This window comes from Leisingera sp. NJS201, from assembly GCF_004535885.1.
GTDB lineage: Bacteria > Pseudomonadota > Alphaproteobacteria > Rhodobacterales > Rhodobacteraceae > Leisingera.
In genome coordinates, this window is record NZ_CP038234.1 from 3016141 (window position 1) to 3036707 (window position 20567).

The 20567-nt window shown below is 61.1% G+C and carries 16 protein-coding genes and 3 pseudogenes; 7 read left to right on the forward strand and 12 right to left on the reverse strand.

Translation table 11 applies throughout. The annotated features are described in order from the left end of the window. The first annotated feature begins 5 nt into the window (after window positions 1-5). Together ETW23_RS14755 and ETW23_RS14760 are read left to right on the forward strand one after the other, a co-directional pair. Window positions 6-2303 carry an ATP-binding cassette domain-containing protein gene (locus ETW23_RS14755; RefSeq protein ID WP_134831332.1) on the forward strand — a complete coding sequence of 766 codons (2298 nt, stop codon included), beginning with the start codon at window positions 6-8 and terminating at the stop codon, window positions 2301-2303. Then, entirely contained in the window at window positions 2300-3478 is a 1179-nt protein-coding gene (locus tag ETW23_RS14760) for an HlyD family type I secretion periplasmic adaptor subunit (protein WP_134830440.1), read from the forward strand. Before ETW23_RS14755 ends, ETW23_RS14760 begins: the two co-directional genes overlap by 4 nt. A gap of 69 nt (window positions 3479-3547) precedes the next feature. Here ETW23_RS14760 and ETW23_RS14765 read toward each other — a convergent pair. Next, window positions 3548-4260: pseudogene (locus ETW23_RS14765) on the reverse strand (serine protease). A 542-nt stretch (window positions 4261-4802) separates the two neighbouring features. Here ETW23_RS14765 and ETW23_RS14770 point away from each other — a divergent pair. The 5 genes from ETW23_RS14770 (at window position 4803) to ETW23_RS14790 (ending at window position 10938) form a co-directional block, all read left to right on the forward strand. Then, window positions 4803-7136 carry a HAMP domain-containing methyl-accepting chemotaxis protein gene (locus tag ETW23_RS14770; protein ID WP_134830441.1) on the forward strand — a complete coding sequence of 778 codons (2334 nt, stop codon included), beginning with the start codon at window positions 4803-4805 and terminating at the stop codon, window positions 7134-7136. Between the two features lie 499 nt (window positions 7137-7635). Beyond that, on the forward strand, window positions 7636-8343 hold the full coding sequence (locus tag ETW23_RS14775) for a response regulator (RefSeq protein WP_247676713.1): 708 nt from the start codon (window positions 7636-7638) through the stop codon (window positions 8341-8343). 254 nt (window positions 8344-8597) lie between these two features. Beyond that, a complete protein-coding gene (locus ETW23_RS14780; RefSeq protein WP_134830442.1) occupies window positions 8598-9092 on the forward strand; it encodes a response regulator in 495 nt (164 codons plus the stop codon). Then, window positions 9064-10155 (forward strand): ATP-binding protein, encoded by a 1092-nt coding sequence (locus ETW23_RS14785; RefSeq protein WP_129371886.1) that lies wholly within the window; start codon window positions 9064-9066, stop codon window positions 10153-10155. Before ETW23_RS14780 ends, ETW23_RS14785 begins: the two co-directional genes overlap by 29 nt. Window positions 10156-10680: 525 nt before the next feature. Then, on the forward strand, window positions 10681-10938 hold the full coding sequence (locus ETW23_RS14790; protein WP_134830443.1) for a hypothetical protein: 258 nt from the start codon (window positions 10681-10683) through the stop codon (window positions 10936-10938). A gap of 113 nt (window positions 10939-11051) precedes the next feature. On the opposite strand, the gene ETW23_RS26045 is transcribed toward ETW23_RS14790, so the two are convergent. The 11 genes and pseudogenes from ETW23_RS26045 to ETW23_RS25195 all read right to left on the reverse strand — a co-directional run bounded on the left by ETW23_RS26045 (window position 11052) and on the right by ETW23_RS25195 (window position 20369). Next, the gene (locus tag ETW23_RS26045) at window positions 11052-11252 is read right to left on the reverse strand and encodes a hypothetical protein (RefSeq protein ID WP_247676714.1); all 201 of its coding nucleotides are present in this window, start codon (window positions 11250-11252) and stop codon (window positions 11052-11054) included. Window positions 11253-11295: 43 nt separating this feature from the next. Then, window positions 11296-11958 (reverse strand): hypothetical protein, encoded by a 663-nt coding sequence (locus tag ETW23_RS14795; RefSeq protein ID WP_247676715.1) that lies wholly within the window; start codon window positions 11956-11958, stop codon window positions 11296-11298. A 114-nt stretch (window positions 11959-12072) separates the two neighbouring features. Then, on the reverse strand, window positions 12073-13359 hold the full coding sequence (gene tcuA, locus ETW23_RS14800) for an FAD-dependent tricarballylate dehydrogenase TcuA (RefSeq protein WP_134830444.1): 1287 nt from the start codon (window positions 13357-13359) through the stop codon (window positions 12073-12075). 46 nt (window positions 13360-13405) lie between these two features. Beyond that, a complete protein-coding gene (locus ETW23_RS26050; protein ID WP_247676716.1) occupies window positions 13406-13936 on the reverse strand; it encodes a thiamine pyrophosphate-dependent enzyme in 531 nt (176 codons plus the stop codon). A 129-nt stretch (window positions 13937-14065) separates the two neighbouring features. Beyond that, window positions 14066-14719: a thiamine pyrophosphate-binding protein gene (locus tag ETW23_RS26055; RefSeq protein WP_247676717.1), complete on the reverse strand. Its 654-nt coding sequence runs from the start codon at window positions 14717-14719 to the stop codon at window positions 14066-14068. Window positions 14720-14723: 4 nt separating this feature from the next. Next, window positions 14724-15131, reverse strand: coding sequence for a glycine cleavage T C-terminal barrel domain-containing protein (locus tag ETW23_RS26060; protein WP_368075897.1), 408 nt, complete (start codon window positions 15129-15131; stop codon window positions 14724-14726). Continuing rightward, window positions 15114-16856: pseudogene (locus tag ETW23_RS26795) on the reverse strand (FAD-dependent oxidoreductase); the annotation flags it as partial. The gene ETW23_RS26060 and the pseudogene ETW23_RS26795, both read right to left, overlap by 18 nt. Continuing rightward, window positions 16849-18204 (reverse strand): glycine cleavage T C-terminal barrel domain-containing protein, encoded by a 1356-nt coding sequence (locus ETW23_RS14815; protein ID WP_368075898.1) that lies wholly within the window; start codon window positions 18202-18204, stop codon window positions 16849-16851. The pseudogene ETW23_RS26795 and the gene ETW23_RS14815, both read right to left, overlap by 8 nt. A gap of 3 nt (window positions 18205-18207) precedes the next feature. Then, a pseudogene (locus ETW23_RS26800) lies at window positions 18208-19253 on the reverse strand (NAD(P)/FAD-dependent oxidoreductase); the annotation flags it as partial. A 64-nt stretch (window positions 19254-19317) separates the two neighbouring features. Then, the gene (locus ETW23_RS14820; RefSeq protein ID WP_247676720.1) at window positions 19318-20190 is read right to left on the reverse strand and encodes an aminotransferase class III-fold pyridoxal phosphate-dependent enzyme; all 873 of its coding nucleotides are present in this window, start codon (window positions 20188-20190) and stop codon (window positions 19318-19320) included. A gap of 8 nt (window positions 20191-20198) precedes the next feature. After that, a complete protein-coding gene (locus tag ETW23_RS25195) occupies window positions 20199-20369 on the reverse strand; it encodes an aldehyde dehydrogenase family protein (RefSeq protein WP_167738124.1) in 171 nt (56 codons plus the stop codon). Window positions 20370-20567 lie beyond the last annotated feature (198 nt).

Here is a 20567-nt window from a genome sequence, read left to right on the forward strand (position 1 = left end):
CCGACATGACCCAAAAGCCGCCCCGTCCCCTGCCCGCCTCCGGCAAAAAGCCGGTGCTGCGGGCGGTGCCTGTATCCGGAACCGGAGCACCGGAAGCGATGCAGCCGGCCAACACACCCGCCCCCGCTCCGGACGCCAATCCGCTGCCAAAAGCCCCGCCGCAGGACGTCCAGCCCGAAGTCGGCTCGCTGCTGGAGGGCGCAGCAACGCGTATTCAGCACCGCGCCAGCCTGATTGCCACCCTGGCCGCTCTGAAGGGCAGCGAAGTCCCGGTCAGCGACGTCGCCGCCTTCCTGTGGAGTGAAACACCGGGCGACCTGTCGCTGCATTCCCTGGCCAAGGCGTTGCACACGACCGGGCTGCAGCCGAAGATCCTGGAAAAGCAAACCCTGAACCCGGCCCTCTGGCCGGCGCTTGCGGTCATGTCCGGCGGCCAATGCGTGCTGGTGCTGAGCCAGACCGAAGAAACACTGACCATCTACGACACCGCCTGCGCGGACAACCGCACCGAAGTGCCGCTGGGTGAATTCAGCCCCTATTTCACCGGCACGGTGCTGTCGGCCCGCCCCTCGCTCAAGCAGATGGCGGCGAAACACACACCGCAGATCGACCCCGGCCATTGGTTCTGGAGCGAATTCCCGAAATACCGCCGCCAGGTGGGCGAGATCATGCTGGGATCGCTGGTCGCCAATATCCTGGCGGTTTCGGTCGCGCTGTTCTCGCTGCAGGTCTACGACCGCGTGGTGCCGCATCAGTCGCAAGCCACGCTGTGGGTGCTTGCAGTTGGTGCCTTTTTGGCAATTGCGCTGGAGGCGATGCTGAAGCTGGCCCGCGCCCGGCTGACCGATGCCGCCGGCCGCCAGATCGAGCTGTCGGTGCAGCACAATCTGATGCGCCGCCTGATCGGCATGCGTTCCGACAAGAAGCCGCTGCCGCCGTCCGGCCTGTTTGCTGCAATGCGCGATTTCGGTTCGGTACGGGAATTCTTTACTTCCTCCACCATCTCGACCCTGGCCGATATCCCGTTCATCGCCGTCTTCCTGCTGCTGGTCGCTTCGATTGCCGGGCCGGTGGTCTGGGTGATTGTTGCCGGCGGCATCCTGATGCTGCTGCCTGCCTATTTCATGCAGAAGAAGATGATCGCCCTGACCCGCCAGACCCAAGGCGCCAATGCCAAAGCCGGGCGCCTGCTGCATGAGGTGGTCACCGAACTCGACACCGTAAAAACCCAGCGCGGCGAGGAACGGGTGCTGCGGTTGTGGGATGAGCTGAACACGCTGTCCTCGCATTCCGCGACCGAGCAGCGCAAGCTGTCCAGCGCCCTCACCTATTGGTCGCAAGGGGTGCAGCAGGCCACCTATATCACCGCCGTGGTGCTGGGCACCCTGCTGGTTTTCGCTGGTGAATTCACCGTCGGCACCATTATCGCCACCGGCATCCTGACCAGCCGCACTTTGGCGCCGCTGACGCAGTTTGCCGGCACTTTGGCCCGCTGGAGCAACGTCAAGGCCGCACTCGAAGGGCTGGATGCGATTGCACAGGCTCCGCAGGAAAAAGAAAAGGAACGCACCTACCTGCGCCGTCAGAAAATCGAGGGCCGGTTCGAACTGCGCGACATCCTGTTCCGCTATGAAGACGACGCCGCACCGACGCTCGACGTGCAAGCCGTGGCGGTCACCCCCGGCCAGCGGGTTGCTGTTCTGGGTGTCAATGGCTCAGGCAAGTCCACCCTGCTCAAGCTGCTGTCGGGGCTTTATGCGCCCGATCATGGCCGGATCCTGCTGGATGGCACAGACATGGCGCAGATCGACCCGCGCGACCTGCGCGCAAACATCGGATATCTCAGCCAGGACGTGCGCTTGTTTGCCGGCACCCTGCGCGACAACCTGAACCTTAACCAGTTGGAACGCGATGACGACCGGCTGATGGAAGCGCTGGAGTTTGCCGGCCTCGGCGCCCATGTGCGCAACCACCACAAGGGTCTGGATCTGGAAATCAGCGATGGCGGCCATGGTCTGTCGATCGGCCAGCGCCAGTCCATCGGCTGGGCACAGCTGTGGCTGCAGGATCCGTCCGTGGTACTGCTGGATGAGCCCACCGCTGCGTTGGACCAAACACTGGAGCGCACCCTTGTCAGCCGCCTGGAAACCTGGCTGGAAGGCCGCACCGCAGTGGTCGCCACCCACCGGATGCCGATCCTGTCGCTGACCAACCGCACCCTGATCCTGCAGTCAGGCCGGATGGTTGTGGACGGGCCGCGGGACCAGGTCCTGGCCCATCTGGCCGCCGGGGAAGGCAAATGACCATGTCTGTGCATGACCCCTACGGCAACGCCGAGACTCCGCGCAGCGCCAGCCGCATCATCTACCTGGTGCTTGCCGCCCTGCTCACCTTTCTGATCTGGGCGGCTTTCGCCTCGATTGACGAAATTGTACGCGGCGAGGGCCAAGTGGTTTCTTCGTCCCGCGCCCAGATCGTTCAGAACCTCGAAGGCGGCATCCTGGCTGAACTCCAGGTGCGCCAGGGCGACATCGTCACCGCAGGCCAGGTCCTGGCCAAGTTGCAGGACACCAAATTCCGCACCGCAGCTGATGAGCTGCAAAACCAGATCGATGCGCTGGAGATCAAACGCTTCCGGCTGGAGGCGCAAATGAAAGGCGCCTTTGAATTTGCCGTGCCGGAGATGCTGGCGCAGCGCTCCCCCGGCATCCTGTCCTCTGAACGCGGGCTGCTGACGGCCCGCCAGACCGATTTCACCAGCCGCCGTGACAGCGCCAAACAGATCCTCGACCAGCAGAATGCCGAGCTTGCCAATATGGAGCGGCTCTACAAGCAGAAGATCGTGGCCTTGATCGAAGTGAACAAGGCCCGCAAACTGTCCACCGACGCTCGCGCCAAATACAACGAGATCGGCACCCAGGCAGAGCTGGAACAGGCCGAGGAATACTCCCGGACCTTGCGCGAACTGACCACGCTGCGCCAGGAGCAGCGTTTGGCGGTGGATCAGCTGAACCGCACCATCATCACCTCGCCGATGGCCGGCATTGTCAACAGCTTGTCGGTCACAACCATCGGCGGTGTGATCCGTCCCGGCGAAGAGATCCTGGAAATCATCCCGCTGGGCGAAGAGCTGTTTGTCGAGGCCCGCATCAAGCCTGAGAATATCGCCAGTGTGCAGCCCGGCCAGGACGCCACAATCAAGCTTTCAGCCTATGATTACACCATCTACGGCTCCCTGCGCGGCAAGGTGGACTTCGTTTCCGCCGACACTTTTGAGGACGAGCGCAATCCGCGCGCCGAACCTTATTACCGGGTAACTGTCCGGGTCGACAAATCCGGCTTTACCGAACGCCAGCAAACCATCGAAATCCGCCCTGGGATGCGGGCAACCGCAGAACTGCAGACCGGCGCCAAGACCGTGCTGCAATACCTGCTGAAACCGCTCTACAAGTCCCGCGAGGCCCTGCGCGAGCCTTAATGCAATGGAAAACGCCTGCCCCCAGTACGGCGGCAGGCGGAAAAGCGGTCCTGTCTCTGAATGGGGTCCTTAGCCCGCCCGCCGCATCAGATCCCGCAGCGTCGAATCCAGCGCCGTTCCAATCGACACCCGGCGGTTGCCCATCGCAGCCTTGGCCGAGATGACCGAAACCAGCCGCGGCGGCAATCCCGGGCGCATTTCCAGCACCGGCGAGCCGGAAGCACCGAAATCCACCAGGCAGGACATCACCAAGGTCCGGCTCTGCCGCGCCAGGACGCTGCAGGAGCGCTCCAGATTGGGCCGGGTTGCGTGCCTGCGGGTATAGGACAGAACCCCCAGGATATCCCCCGCGCGGCACCGCTGGACATAGTCAGCGGCTGAACCTGGCTGCGGCTGATCGGCCGGTCAAGTTTCAGCACCGCCAGATCGCTGCCGATCTGATGGGTGCCTGCAGGCCGGTAGCGGTACTGCGGGTGCATCACCGCTTTCACCACTTGCCGCAGGGCCACGGCCTGCCGCCCGGACAGGCCCGCTTCGAACCGGATCGTGGACGGGTCAACCCGCGCCCCCGTCCTGGGATCGAATAGGCAATGCGCCGCTGTCAGCACCAAGTCCGGCGCAACCAGCGCCCCGGTGCACATGTTTTTGTTGGAGATGTTCAGCCGTCCCACGGCCTCCCACCCTTCCATTGATCTGACGTTGGACCGCGAATCATCCGCAGCCACGCCATCGGGCATGCCCAATGACAGGCACGCCGCAATCGCAGCAATTAGAAGTCTCATTATCCACTCCAGCTTCCCACAGACGCATCGTTATTCAGGCGTGCGGCTGGAATGAGGCCCAAAGTTGCCAGGCTGAGACGGATTCATGGACAGAATGTGGCAGCGTTAACAATTCCCTAACCCCCGGTTATTGATGCTTAACCATGGCAAAAAAGCCCCCTGCAGCGCCAGAGAAAGTAAACAATTCGTTAATATTTTTTCCAAACCATGAACAAACAAGGAGAATTCCGCAGCCGTTCACCGGCCTGAGATCCCTGGTTCCGGACTGCACCCCCCGAATCGAGGCTCCAAATTCTCTGATACGTTAACGTTTTCCGCGCTTTCGAAGCAGAACGGTGCACTGGGCACATCAGCCCGCTGGCTGCGATGCCGCCCAAATGGTTAATGCGCATCGTCCGGGACCGATGCTGCATGCCCAACTCACCCCTGGAAACTGCAGGTGTCTTAACAGATCAAAAATCTATCTGGCGTTGTATAGGGAACAATATCAATGCCTGCATCCACTGCCCGGCGGATGCGTTCCGGAGGTCGCAAACTTAGAAATGTTCCGTTCCTTGAAACTGGCTCACAAGCTGCCAATGCTTGTCATCGGCTCTGCACTTACCCTGACAATTGTCCTGATTGCTTTCAGCAGCAGCTACTTCCGGCGCAGTGTTGTTCACGATGCCGAAATTTTCATGCAATCGATGATTCAGGACCGCGAGGCGGCGCTCCAATCCTATCTCGCCTCTATCGAGGCCGCGATCCTGACAATTTCTTCAGTCCCATCGACCGCCAAGGCAATGAAAGACCTAGGCGTGACCTGGACCACCCGTGAAGGATCCGGTCAAAAAGAGGTTCAGAACCTTTCGATGTTTGCCTCCGCCGCGTCGCCTTATGACATTCACTTCGAACGCAGCCACCCAGCCTTCAAAAAGATGATGGAGCGGCTTGGATTTTACGACATATTCCTGATCAGCCCGTCGGGCGACGTTATCTTTTCTGTCGCCAAGGAGGCCGATTACACGACGAACTTGTCTGCCGGCCCCTTCAAGGAGTCTGGTCTTGCCCAGGCTTTCCAGCTGGCTGCGGCCGGGGAGAAGGACACGGTCTATTTTTCCGACATCGCATCTTATGAGCCCAGTGCTGGTGCTCCCGCGGCATTTGCTGCCACCCGTATCTTGGACAGCGGCGGGCGCTACATCGGCGTCTTTGCGCTGCAGGCCGCAATTGACGGCATCGCCGGGATCACCTCCAGCTATACCGGGGAGCTGAACACGCTGGACGTCTACCTTGCCGGGCAAGACCTCAAGGCCCGGACTCCTTCCCGGCTTGAAGACGGGCATGCTCTGCTGGAGAAATTGCCGCCTCTGCCCCATATACAAGGTGCCTTTGCCGCAGCGTCCCTGCCGGCCGGAGACGAAGAACCCACAGCTGCCGGAACATTTTACCCTTCAATTGCCCGGGCCGATGGCCGGGAAATTGCCGCAGTTTCAATGCCGGTGGCCTTTCGCAACCTCCAGTGGGCGCTGGTCGCGGAGCTTGACCGGGCCGAAATTCTGACCCCGGCAGTAACGCAACGGCGGTTGATGATCCTGATATCCCTCAGCTGTGCAGCCTTGGTTTCATTGGCGGGCTGGCTGTTGGCGCGTTCAGTCACCAAGCCGATCGACCGTATTTGCGCCGATATGGAAGCGGTTTCGTCAGGAAACCTGGACACCGATGTCGAAGCGGCCCACCGGTCCGATGAAATCGGCAAAATCGGCAAGACGCTTGTTTCGATGCAATCAGACCTTAGACAGGCCCGCAGCGCCGAGGAGCATCGCAACAAGCTGCAGCTGGATCAGCAAATGGTGGTCGAAAGCCTCAGCGCCGGACTGGTCAGACTATCGGCCGGGGATTTTTCCCACCCGATAACTGAAACGTTTCCCAAAGATCACGAGCAACTGCGCCATGACTATAATCTGACGCTCGAAACCCTGAACGAGACTGTGCAGAGGGTTGTCGAAGCTGCCGCCAGTATCCGCAGCGGCGCTGCCGAGATCAGTCAAGCGTCTGACGACCTGTCGCACCGTACCGAAAGCCAGGCCGCAACGCTGGAACAGACAGCCGCGGCGCTGGATGAGCTGACTGCGTCGGTAAAATCCGCCGCCGACGGCGCCCGCAGCGTCGAGTCCACCATGGACGAAGCGCGTTCGGAAGCTGAGACCAGCGACTCCGTTGTTCAGAACGCCGTTTCCGCCATGACCGAGATCGAGCAGAGTTCCAACCACATTTCCCAGATCATTTCCGTCATCGACGACATCGCCTTCCAGACCAACTTGCTGGCCTTGAATGCAGGCGTCGAGGCCGCGCGGGCAGGCGAAGCCGGCAAGGGGTTTGCCGTGGTCGCCTCTGAAGTGCGCGCGCTGGCGCAGCGGTCTTCGGACGCGGCAATGGAGATCAAAACGCTGATCGGCGACAGTTCCCAACAGGTGAAGCGCGGGGTCGATCTGGTCGGCAAGGCCGGCGAGGCGCTGCAGAGCATTGTCACGCGGGTTGCTCATATCACAGAGCTTGTCTCCGGCATTGCCGAAGGGGCTGCGGAGCAGTCGACAGGACTGCATGAGATCAACACTGGTGTTACTCAGCTGGATCAGGTGACCCAGCAAAACGCGGCAATGGTGGAACAGGCAACCGCCGCAGGTCACATGCTGAACAGCGATGCGGGCAAACTGGCAGAACTTGTGGCGCATTTCACGATCAACAGCCAATCCCGGGCTGCACAGGGCATTCAGCTGCCTGTCCGGAACAGCATCTCCGCTGACAACTCTGCGGCGGATATGGCCGCCACAGAGCAGCCAGCCCCGTCTGCGGCAACAGGAACGGACCGTCTAGCCAAGTGGGAGAATTTCTAACCCCAGCCGAAAGAACAGAGCATCATGAAGGCCAGCAAAGGCAAGACTTCATGTGTTCCCGCCTTTCAAATGCGGTGTGTCCGGACTTCGGACATGCCGCTTTCTGCCAAAAAAACTGTAACCCGCGGACTGGCATACCGACTGCACAATTCTGAACAGTGCTCAATCAAACGGGCGAGGCCGTCCTTGCAGAGGCAATTCTGCCCAAATTGCAGAAAATTCTCCTCATTCCCGCTCGGCAGCGGAGCTGTTTCCAATCCGCTCACATTCCGAAACGCAAAGATTTCACAAAATGGGCTGTCACAACGCAATTTGGCGCAAAAAACCCAAACTCTATCCACAGCTTCGGATTTCTTAAGTCAAATTCGTCAGGGTAATTAACCTATGCGACAGTCAATATGTGGTAAGTTACCCTTATACGAGTGGACCCGGATACTCACTCCCCGGGCAAAATGTGTTTCACAAGGGGAAGATAATGAGAAATGCTAGCTATTCGGACATGACTGCCCCGCCGGCGCTGCAGCCGGTCATACTCAACATCCTGTCTGTGGATGATGATGAAATCGACAGGCTACGCTTAAGCAAACTATGCCGCAAAGCCGGGATGAAAGCTGAATTCTTCGAGGCTGCCAATCTGGAAGAAATGCGCCAGCAGCTGGAGATAGAGCAATTTGATCTGGTGTTTCTGGATCATAACCTTGGCATGGACACCGGGCTTGACGCACTCAAAATTCTGCTGACACATGAAGAGCAAGTCCAGGCTGTGCCGATCATGCTGACGAGCATGACCAACTATCAAATTGCCGTTGAAGCCATGCGGCGCGGCTGCGCCGACTACATAGTCAAGGAAGAGCTGTCCGCCGACACGCTGATCAAATCCATCGCCTCCGCGATTGAACGGCGGGCGCTTTATGGCCAGCTCAGCAGCGCGCGCGCATCTGAAAAAGAGCTCCGGCGGATATTCAAGCGCTTCATTGTCGGCTGCGGCCCAGACCTTCGGCTGCTGCTGAGCCGCACGCTTGCCGGTGTCCGAATGATCAAGACACAAGCCCGGCAGGATGACACCGTGCCTTCCGCAATTTTATCCGACGTCTCACTTCTTGAGCGAAGCTGCAAGGATCTGGTTGTGTTCATGGATGACCTGGACAGCGTCATTTCAGACACTCGGGAAATCACTGCGAAGGCGAATCCCAGCCTGCTCCAATAGAATTCCGCTTCACGGGTCTGCGCAAATGAATCTTAGGCATGTCCAGGGCGTTCATGAAACTGAAGGTCAAAATTGTGTTCATTTTCTTTTGTGCCATCCGGGGCAGTCGCCCACGGCATTCCCTTGCCGGCCGCCCCGTTCCAAGCCGGGTTCAGAGTCAGGCTGCTATGATTCCGGGCCCCAACCAGGACTGCCCAGAAGGACCTTCTGCAGGGTGAAGTGGTCGAAGGAAGCGCCAAAAAGGACATGACGATATGATTTCCAGTTCTCAAACCGCTAGCCGCCCGGCCCTGAATATTATCCTTGTCGAAGATGACGACGGTGATGCAAAAGCCCTGAACCGCGCATTCGACCGGGCCCGGATTGCCAACCCGATCAAACGGTTCGTGGACGGAGTTGAGGCTCTGGCGTTCCTGCGCGGTGAAATGCACCAAGTGCCGCCGCCCAACTTTGTTGTGTTGAGCGATATCAACATGCCCCGCAAGAACGGGATTGAGCTTCTGAAGGAAATCCGCGCTGATCCGGTGCTGCACAAGGTCCTTTTTATCGTGCTGACAACCTCTGCCGACGAACGGGATATTTCCGCCGCCTACGCCAACAATGTCGCTGGATACATTCTCAAATCCAATGCCGGCGGCATGTTTGTCGACTTGATGGCAACCCTCGACAACTACTGGCGCATAGTAGAACTGCCCGATATCCACGTCAGAAATGTGTCCGATGACGGTCCTCAACATTCTGGTCATTGATGATGACGCCGGTGACCGGAAACTAGCGCGCAGACTGCTGCAGCATCTGTATCCGGATGCCAATGTCATTGAGGCCGACTGCGGAGAGGCCGCCTTGTCTCACTCCGGCCTTCCTGTGGAAGTGATCCTGCTGGACTATCTCCTGCCTGATGGCACCGGACTCGACCTGATTGCGCGGCTGACCGAAACCTGGCCGCGGGCGGTTTTGTTCATGACGACCGGTCAGGGGGATGAGGAAATCGCCAAAAGCGTCATTTTGGCCGGCGCAAGTGACTACATCCCAAAATCTGCGATCACTTCTGAAGCCTTGATGCGGATGATCAAGAACGGGCAGAAGGTTGCAGACATGCGCTGGCGGATCCAGGAACAGCAGAACGAGCTGCGCCTTTTCTCCGATGTGCTGGTACATGACATGCGGGCGCCAATCCGGGCCATAAAATTCCTTAGCGATCAGATACACGAGGATTACCAGAACGGCGATCTTGAGGAGGTGGCCCGGCAATTCGAGCTGATGAAAAAATCGGTGCGCAAAACGTCTGAACTGATCGAAGGGCTGGCATCCCATATCAACCCGCACAGCAATGGCAAGCCTGCCCATGTGACCGTCGAAAGCCTCTTTGACAGTCTGCGGGCAGTCATGGCGCAGGATCTTGTGCAATCCGGCGTCCGGATAGGATGGCATTCCGGCGGGCTGGCCGGCTTGTGCTTCCCGCCGGACATCGTGCAATTGCTGCAAAACCTGATCGGCAATGCGATCAAATACAGCGGTGGCAAAACCGCTGAGATTTCCGTGACTGCGGAACGTGCCGGGTCCGGATTGATGATATCCGTTGCCGACAACGGTATCGGCGTTCCAGCGCAATACCGGGAAAAGATTTTTGAGCCGTTCAAGCGGCTGCAGCGTGGCAGTGATCAACCAGGCAGCGGTCTGGGCCTGGCGACCTGCGCCAAGATCGCCAAGCGTCACAACGGAACGATCTGGTGCGATCCGGAGGCGGACGCAGGCACCACAATCCGCTTCACAATCGACCTTGAGGCCGGACTGGCACGGGAAACGGCCTGATTGCTATAGTGCTCCCTCCCGCGGCAGGCAGCACTATACAGGGGAAGGCAGATCACGGTTGCCCCCGCCCGGTGCCTGCAGAACCAAAGAGCATTCAGATGTCCGTCGCCCAGCCCCTTCAGCGCGGATAGCAAATACGCGGCTTCCTGCTCTGGGATACAGTAAAAAACTCTGATGTAATCCGGCCGCCCCAAGGGGCCCGGCACATTACCACAATAGTGATCGGCCGTGCAGGGATCCCGCTTGCGCATCCGCTGTTTCGGCAACAGTCATCCCGGCGGGGACGGTCGCCAGCGGATGCGCAAAGAAGGCCGCTCAGGAAGCCGCATTTCCATGGCGGCATTGTTGTAATAGCGATCCGCTCATCTTCCCTGTTCTGCGCATGATTTCCTCCACAGTCATCAGCTAAGAGTAAACTATGATTATTGAACTCATTGAGGTCAGGCTTCTTCAGCAACCTCTTAATGGATGTTGCCGCAGGTCCGGCAATGCGCGTAAGGCCAAAATGATCCCGCAGATGGGACTATGGAAAGACAGGCCATGCGCCCCCTGCTCCTCCGCCCCAGCACCTGGATGCACCCTGGCGCGGCCTGCCTTGATACCGCGTTCGCATTTTACGTCCGGCAGTTCGAGCTGCTTGCAGACCTTTGCAGAAGTTCATTCTACCTGCCTGCAAGAAAAGGCAACTCGCCCGCCGGCGCACCGGAGACATTGACCGTTTCGATGATCACAGAGGCCGGTCCGGTGATGCGAGCGGCCTTTGAGTTGAAAACTATTCCTTAATGCCCCTTTTGGCGAACCTGCTTCCGGCACACATTCTTAAGCTTGCGCTGCGTTCAAATGAAACGGGCCAGGATATCGTCCAGCGCGTTGCGATTACTCGGTCTTTCAGACTGCTAATTACCTGCCGCGTCCTTGATCAGTGCCGCAAGACGAAAGAACCCATGCGCCATCTTGGTGTAGGGCATCAGCAGATAAAAGGTCAGCACCGCGCCAAGATGCAACGGCAGCAAAACCGCAACCGCCACAGTGCCCGCAGCAGCATAAAGCAACAAGCCGCTGAGCGATACAAACCCCAGCAGCAGCACAAACCCCATTTCTCCGGCCCATGCCCGTCTGGCTCCCAAGGCCGGATCAGCCTTAAGCTTCAGCCGGGCTAGTTCCAAGCAGCCCATAGGGCGCAGGCCAATCGAAAACGTAATGCATAACGGTGCCCGATACGGTTGACCCGAAGCACATGAAGAACCCCCTTCCTACCGCCTGATGTGCGTATCTGCGTGAGTTGGAGAAACGGTCTTCGTCTTCGAAATTGCACCCCTGCCCCTGACCGCCTGACAGGTCCTTCATGTGTGCGGCGCGGCGCAATGCCTGACGGATTTGGGACATTCCTATCCCCTGCCCGCCCACATGACGCCAATATCGCCGCAAGGACACAAACAGTGCCAGAAGCGGCAGCAGGAAGGCGGGCATGAAGATCGCGACCATCAACCCGTGACTCATCACTGCATAAAAACCTTCACCGCTTTCGGGGCGCATCGCCTGGGCCGCCCAGAACAGCCCTGCAAACCCCAGCATCAGGGCCACGGCCAGCGCCGTGCCGCTACGCTGGAACAGCCGGGCCAAGGGGCTGGACCAGGCGAAGCGCTCCCAGCTTTCGGTGCGCACCTCGGCCAGAATACCGGGCAAATTCAGGTCGAACTCATGCGGTTCGGTGTAGTGGCAAGCGTAATAGCAACCGCGGCAGTTGTGGCAGAGGTTGGCAAACTGGGTGATATCGGCTTCGGCAAAGCTGCGGCGGCGCATGATCGCCGGAAAGACTGAACAATAGCCTCGCAATAGCGGCAGGCATTGCAGATCTCGATCTGGCGGCGGGCTTCGTCGATCCGGGTCGCCGCCTTGCGCTCCATTTGGCTCTGTTCAAACATATCGGGCGGCCTCCTGGCCTGCGATGCAGCCGAATACCGTGCCGATGGTCATGCCGAAGCCGGCCAGATAGCCCTGGCCCAGGATTGAACCGGTCATGGTCTCGCCTGCGGCCCAAAGATTTTCAACCGGGCCGCAGGCGCCTTGCACCTGGGCGGTCTCGTCCACCTTGAAACCCGGATAGGTAAAGGTCACGCCGGGGCGCAGCGAGTAGCCGTGGAACGGCGGTTCCGCAATCGGACGGGCCCAGTTGGTTTTCGGCGGGGTCAGGCCTTCGGTCGCCAGACTGTCCAGCTCAGCCGGGTGAAAATTGCCGGGGCGGCAGGCGGCGTTAAAGGCTTCGATGGTCTCCGAAAGTTTCTGCGGCTCCAGTCCCAGCTTGCCCGCCAGTTCCGGGATCGTGTCCGCGGTGACCGGCGGAAAGACGGAGGGCATGAACAGGTCCTTGGACTTCGAGTCGATGATCGAATAGGCCACCTGCTCCGGCTCGGCAGCCACCAGCCGTCCCCAGATCGCAAAACGCTTGGGCCAAACGTCCTCGCCCTCGTTATAGAAGCGGTCGCCATGTTTGTTCACCACCACTGAGAACGGCACCCAGTCGAGCCGGGTGACAATGCCGCCGTCGAACTTGGGCGCGCGGCCGTCGATCGCCACCGCGTGGCATTGGGTCGGGTCGCCGATGGACTGCACCCCCTGCCCCAGCAGGTCGAACAGCACATCGCCGTGGTTGTAAGGCGTGCCGCGGATCAGGAAGTTCTCCGCCTCCGGCCCCCAGGCCTCCACCAGCCGTTCGATATTGCCCTGGAAGCCGCCAGAGGCCGCCACCACCGCCGGCGGGCTGAGACTGTGGCGCGCGCCGCTATGGGTAAAATCAACACTTGTGATCCGATCGCCGTCCAGCTCGATATGAATGACCGGCGCCTCATGGAGCACCTCAACCCCCAGCGCCTCTGCAGTGCGGTAGTACGCATTCACCAGCGCCTTGCCGCCGCCAAGGAAAAAGGCGTTGGTGCGGCTCAGCGACAAGGCGCCTGACTGTGAAGGCTGGAAACGAACCCCGCGCGCTTCCAGCCAGGGCTGGCTTTCCTGACTGCCGCGGATGGCAAGGCGGGCCAAGTTTTCATCCGTGTAGCCCTTGGTCACCAAAAGAAGGTCCTTGTAGTACTCTTCCTCGCCATAGGTGCCGGTCAGCACCGACAGAGGCCCGTCATGCATGCAGCGGAAGTTGCGGGTGTGGCGCGAGTTGCCGCCGCCCGCCACAACGATATCGGGATTGCTCATCATCGGGGCAGCTTTGGCGCCTTGAACAGATCCTTGCGCAGGGTCATCAGCGCGCCGGGGTCGATTTTGCCCTGGATGATGGTGGTCTCATTGCTGGCAAGGGCTGCCTCCAGCGCCGGGTCCATTTCACCGGGGCCATCAACCCAGATACCCTTGCCGCCGCAAGGTCCCTAGAATTTGTCATAGCGGGGCGAGGTGATCTCAGCCCCCAAGAGACGCCCGCCAAAAACTCCTGCTGATAGGCTTTCTCGGCGCCCCAGGCCTCGTTGTCCAAGACCACCACCACAATCGGCAACTTGTATTGAATGGCGGTCTGGATTTCGATCATCGTGTAACCGGCAGCGCCATCGCCCATTACTGCGACCACCGGACGCTCCGGGCTGGCAGCCTTGGCGCCGATCGCTGCAGCCAGGCCAAAACCCACCAGGCCAAACTCCAACGGGGTGATCAGGCTCATCGGCTGATAATGCGCCAGCCGGTCGGCCGCCTGCAGGCAGGTGTTGCCGGTGTCCAGGGTGACGATTGCGTTTTCGGGCAGTGCGGCGCGGATTTCAGCCAGCGCCCGGCGCGGGTGCATCGGCAAGGTTGCGATCTACGCTTCTTCTTCGCGTTCCGCGGCGAGGCTGGCCATATCCGCCTTGAACGCCGCGCGCCAGTCATCCGCGGCAGGTTTCGACGCCGCAGCGCCCCGCGCCCCTTGCCCCATTTAAAGCCGCCGCCCGCAAAGATCACCGGGCGCTGCGCGGTTGCGAGCAGGGTTGCGATGGCGCTGATGTCTTCCGGCGCCGCGGGCTCCGGGCGGGCGGGCGTTCACTGGCTTGGGGTCGATGGCGGGAAGGCCGGCGGCAAACAGATCGCGCGGCACATGCAGCACCACCGGTCCGCGGCGGCCCGAGTTAGCCAGCCGGATCGCGTCCTCCAGCATCGGCGCCAGGCGTGCCGGATCCGTGACCATGACCGAGCGTTTCGAGATCGGCGCGAACAAGGCAACCTGATCAACTTCCTGAAAGGTATCCTTGGCCTGATCGCAGCGGCTGGTGGCCCCGGCGATTACCACCAGCGGTGAATAGGCCAGCTGCGCCTCGGCTACCGCAGTCACGATGTTGACCACGCCGGGGCCCGCCTGCGCCCCCAGCACCACACCGGGTTTGCCGGTCATCCGCGCCCAGGCATCGGCCATATGGCCCGCCGCGCGCTCATCCCGGGCGCCGACATACCCGATGCCGCCGCCCTGATAAATCGCGTCGGAAAGTTCCAGCATCGAGCCGCCCAACAGGCCGAACACAGTGCCGATGCCATTTGCCTGCAGCTCGCGGTAGACAGCCTCGCCTCCGGTGATCTTGGTGTTGGTCTTGGTCATGGTGTCAATCCTCAGATCGGGGCCGCAGGTTCTGCGGATCAAAAATTGCGTTCTGGTGGACGGTCACGGGAAATTCGCGGTTCAGGATCTGCACACATAGGCCCTCACGCGGGGTGCCCTTGCGGACAAACAGCCAGCCCAGCGATTTGCCAACAGTATAGCTATAGCCGCCCGAAGTGGTCAGGCCGACGGGTTTGCCATCCAGCAGCACCGGTTCGCCGCCGTGGATATCGATATCCTCCGCGTGCAGCCCGGCATAGAATAGCTCCCACTCCGGATCGCGGGCCAGCAGGGCGTCCTTGCCCAGGAAATCGCGCCCCTCCGCCACGACGAAACGATCCAGCCCCACGTCCAGCGGCCCCACATCGGTGGTCAGTTCGCCAGATGCACGATAAGCCTTTTCCATCCGCATCCCGTTGAAGGCATAGGAGCCCAAATCGGTCAGCCCGTGTTTTTCACCAGCATCAAAGAGCGCGTCATAGAGTTCACCGATCTGCTCCAGCGGCGCGTGCAGCTCCCAGCCAAGTTCACCGGCGAAGGAAACGCGCAAGGCATAGCAGGGTATTCCCGTCACGGTGGTCTCCCGCCCGGACAGCCAGGGGAACGCCTGGTTCGAGAGGTCCGCACCCGTCAGCTCCGTCATAATCCGCCGCGAGGCCGGGCCGGAGAGCGCCAGCATGCCTCAATCGTGGGAGCGGTTGACCATCTGCACGTCTTCGCCCTCGCGGATGTGCGATTTGATCCAGTCGAAATCCGAATTGGCGCGGGCAATGGGCGAACCGGTGAAATAGCGGTCCTCAGCCATGCGCCAGATGGTGATCTCAGTCTCGAACCGGCCCTTTTCGGTCAGCCGGTCATAAAGCACATGGCGGTTCAGCGGGCGCAAGCTGTTGAACTGCTTGCCAGGGCACGGGGTATCATGGCGGCGCATGAACTCATCCTTGGTGCGCTCGACGATGAAATGCCCGGTCAAGAAATTGCCATAGCGGCGCGGATCCATGCCGCGGGTGTTGATCGGTGTTTCGCCATGCACCATCCAGTCGGCCAGTACCTTGCCCGCGCCGCCCCCCCATGCGAGGCCAATGGAAGACCCGCAGGACAGCCAGACATTCGGCGCACCGGACGGCCCCACCAGCATGCCGCCATCCGGCGTATGGGTGATCGCGCCGCGCACCACGCGCTTGATACCCAGCTCCGCCAGCACCGGCATCTTGCCGAACGCCACCATCAGAAAATCACCGATGGAGTCGTAATCCGCCCCAAACAAATCATTTTCTGCGGCCCAAGGCGCGCCGCCCGGCATCTCCCAGACCGAAGGGCAGACGTGGCCCTCATAGATGCCGATCAGGCCGGATTTCTGCTCCTGCCGGATATAGCCGCCATAGGCGTTGTCGCGCATCACCGGCAGTTCCGGGCGGCCGAAAAATTCCGGCACCGTATCCGTGACCAGATAGTGGTGCAGGCAGCTGACCGAGGGGATCTTCAGCTCGAACCACTCGCCCACCTGATTGGCTTAGGAACCTGCAGCAATCACCACATGTTCGGCCAGCACATCGCCCTTTTCCGTGCGCAACAGCCACATGTCTCCCTTGCGGGAGGCGCCCAGAACCTGATTGCGGCGTTCAATCCTGGCCCCGCGCGCGCGGGTGGCTGCGGCCAGCGCCATGGTGACGGATGAGGGGTCGATATGGCCGTCCTCATAGGTGCGCACAGCCGCTTTGACGTCATCCACCTTGTAGAACGGGTTGACCATGGCAACTTCTTCCGGGCCGACCAGTTCCATCGGCAGGTCCAGCAGTTTGCCGGCGCCCATAATGGACTTCATCCAATCCACCTCGTCATCAGTGGTGGCAATCCGGAAGCCGCCGGCCTCATGCCAGCCGATGCTCTGGCCGGTCTCTTGTTCGACCCTCTAGTAAGTCTCGATCGAGGTCTTGTTGATCCAGCCCGCCAGACGGCTGCCCACCGCATGGGCGATCTGCCCCGCCGCGTGCCAGGTGGAGCCGGAGGTGAGTTCCGCCTTCTCAAACAGAATGGTATCAGTCCAGCCGTTCTCGGCCAGCTGGAACTGGGCGGCCACGCCCATGATGCCGCCGCCGATGATGGCGGCCAGCGTGGTGCGAGGGATGTCAGTCATGCGCAAACACCTCTTTGGCAGGGTGCAGCGGCGCCCTGGCGGAATAGCGGGTGCAGGCGATTTCAACCTCAAATCCCGGGACAACAGTGTTTTTGGAGAGCAGGCCCAGAGGCGCATCAATCATCGCCAATGCCAACGAACGCCCGTAGCGATAGCTCCACGCGGCCGAGGTGATCTGCCCCACCACATCGCCGCGGAAATAGACCGGCTCGTCGTGGATCGGGATGGCCTGCGGATCATCAAACAGGATTGAGACAATCCGGCGTTTCGGAGTGTGCGACTTCAATGCCTCTTCGCCTACAAACCCGGTGCCAAAGGCGCAGAAAGCGCCCAGGCCCGCCTCCTGCGGCGGGAGGCCGGGGCTGAGCTCATGGCCAAAGGCGCAAAAGCCGCTTTCGATCCTGAGCGAGCCGCTGGCGTACAGACCTGCATGGCTTGCACCTGCTGCCAACAGTGCCTCATCGGCGGCCATGGCCATTTCGGCGGGGATGTACAGCTCATACCCCTCCTCGCCGGTGACACTCAGCCGCCCGGCCCAGCCGCGGGCCAGGCCGATCTCAACGGGCGTGAACTGGAAGCGTTTCAAATCCGGCGCCAGGCTGTTCGATGTGTCCTGCAACACGTCACCGGCCTTGGCACCGGCGAGGCCAAAAATTGCATACCCGCTGGTGACATCGGTGAATTCCACGTGAAACGAACCTTTGGCCTCGCGCATCCGCTTCAGGTAGTGCACCACCTCACCGGCGCCGATGACCATGAAGTAAGTGTTTGCCCCGTGCCGTTGCACGGTGATGTCGCTTTCCACTCCGCCTTTGCGGTTCAGGACTTGGGTATAAACGATGCGGCCCTCGGCGATATCCATCTGCGCCGCGCACAGGCGGTTGAGGAAAGCGCAGGCATCCGGCTCCTGCACCATGATCTTGCCAAAAGCGCTCTGGTCCAGGATGGCGGCACCGTTGCGGCAGGCCTCTACCTCGCGGCCCACTTGGTCGCGCCAGGCAGGCGCGCCGAAGGTCAGCGGCAGATGCGCGTCCTCACCACCGAAATGCACCGCCCGCTCCCAGCCGCCGCGGGACTCGAACCGGGCACTGGCCGCAACCAGACCCGCATGAATGGGTGAGCGACGCTGGCCGCGGGCGGTCTCCATCGAGCGGCCCGGATAGGGGTTGTCATAGTGACGGCCCAGTACCTCGGGGATCCGTGCCTCCAGCGCGCCCAGCACGTTCATCTCAGGGCTGAAGCGGCGGATGTCGGCCTCGTTCAGCTCCATCGCCGGCTCACCCGCAATGATCCACTCCGCCATCGCGCGCCCTGCTCCGCCGGCCAGTGCGATGCCGGTGGAGTTCATGCTGCCCAACAGGAACAGCCCCGGCAACTCGGGGCTTTCGCCCAGCATGAACTGGCTGTCGAGGATAAAGCTCTCGGAACCGTTCAGCAGCATCCGAACCTCGGCCTTCTCCAACGCCGGGATGCGCCGCAGGGCGTTCTTCATCATCGGCATGAAATGGTCCCAGTCCTCGGCCAGCAGGTCGAACGAGAAGTCCTTGGGCAGACGGTCCAGGGACAGCCCTTTGGCGTGGGGTTCGAAACAGCCAATCAGCAGCCCCTCTACATCATCGCGGGCATAGAGGAAGGCGTCCTGGTCATTCAGCGTCGGCAGATGCGCACCCTTGCCCAGCGCCTGCACCTCCTGCAACGGCTTGGTCAGGATGTAGAAATGCTCGCAAACATAGAGCGGCATATGGGCGCCTGCCATGGCTGCAACCTCGCGGGACCAAAGACCATAGGCGATGACCACCTCGTCCGCCTTGATCAGATGGCCGTCCACTTCAACGCCGGAAATCCGCCCGCCCTGCTTTTGCAGACCCGTTACGGCGGTATCTTCAAAGATCTGCACCCCCGCGCCCGCGCGCCCTTGGACAGCGCCAAAGCCACGTCTGATGGGTTCACCCGGCCATCGGCAGGCGACCAGACCGCACCGATCACATCATCGGTTTCAATCAACGGCCACAGCTCTTCGGCGCGGGCGCCATCCACCACTTCCGCCTCCAGACCAAAGGCGCGGCCCAGCGAGATCTGGCGTTTGATGTTGGTCAGCCGGTCGGGGTTGGTGGCCAGAGTCAGTGAGCCGGCCTGGGTCCAGCCGGTGGCCTGGCCGGTCTCCACCTCCAGCTCTCCGTACAGATCAATGGAATAGTCGGTCAGCTTGGTCAGCGTTCCCGAAGGCCGCAGGCGGCGTACCAGCCCGGCGGCGTGCCAAGTGGTGCCGGAGGTGAGTTTCGAGCGTTCCAGTACCACGATATCCTTCCGCCCTTCGCGGGCCAAGTGATAGGCGATGGAACAGCCGATGATGCCGCCGCCGATAATGACGGTGCGGGCGTGGGAGGGGAGGTTCATTGCAATACTCCATCACGGATGAGCGCAGAAATGGCGCCGCGGAAATGCTCCACAGCCTCGTCGATCAATTCCGGGGTAGCGGCAGGCCGGTCACGCAAGAGGTGGAAGACATGAAATCCACTCCCCGCTCCAGCAGCCCGTCGCGCAGGCCTTTGACGATGGCGGGCGGGGTTTTTCGGATAGCCGCTGCGTCCAGCCCGTCGCGCGCCTGGCGTCCGCCGGGCGACCAGCGGAGCCCGGTGATCACCTCGTCAAAGATCAGCACATGGCCGCTTTGATCTGCCAGCGCGCGGATGTCTTGCAGGAACCCCTCAGGCAACGGCACCGAGCCGTAGTTGGCGCCCGAAGCCTCGACAAACATCGTTCCGATCTGCGTGTCGCTATCCAACAGCGCGGCAATGGCGCCCAGATCCGGCGGGGCCACCACGGTCAGGTCGCAGACCGCCTGCGGCACCTCCAGCGAGGGCGCGGTATTGGTGCCGGATTTGGCGCCCTTGAGCAGCATGTCGTGCCAGCCATGGAAATGGCCGTCGATGCGCAGTACCTTGTCGCGGCGCGAGTGCGCCCGGCCCAGCTGCAGCGCCAGCATAGTGGTTTCAGTGCCGGACCCGGTGAAGCGCACCCGCTCTGCCGAGGGGAACAGACGGTTCAGCCACTCGGACCATTCCACCTCCAGCGGGTGGCTATCGCCGGTAAAGGGCATGCGCCCCATTTGGGCTGCCACCGCGGCGGCGATCTCAGGGTGGGCATGGCCCAGGATCTGGCTGGCCGCGCCCAGCTTAAAATCGATATAGCGCTTACCGTCCGCGTCCCATTTTTCAGCCCCATTGGCGCGGATGAAATAGACCGGATGCGGGGTCTTGTAGCGCAGCTCATGGCTGACGCCGCCAGGCATGACGAGGCGGGCGCGCTCAGCAAGGGATTGGCTGGTGTTCATGCCGGCTCCTAAGGTTTCAAAACGGTGGATTTCACCGCGCAATAGGCACTGACGCCCAGAAACCCCTTTTCACGCCCGAAGTCGCTGTCCTTGACATTGCCGAAGGGGATCGTGCCGCCGCCTATTAGGAAGCCATTGACGAACACCTGCCCGGCCTTCGCCTTGCGGGCAATGCGCATGGCCTGGGTGGTATCCGCGTCCCGGCATTCTGTAATGCACCGCCTGGCGGCCGCACAGTCTGTCCAGCAATCCTGTATGAGGTCCAGTTGCCGGGGAAAAAGCGGGTGGTCCTGCATCATGCCCGCCCGATTTGCGCCCGGCTCAGGCAAATATTGAACCGCGCGCGCAGTTCCTGGTCTTTGCCGTCCGGAATATGG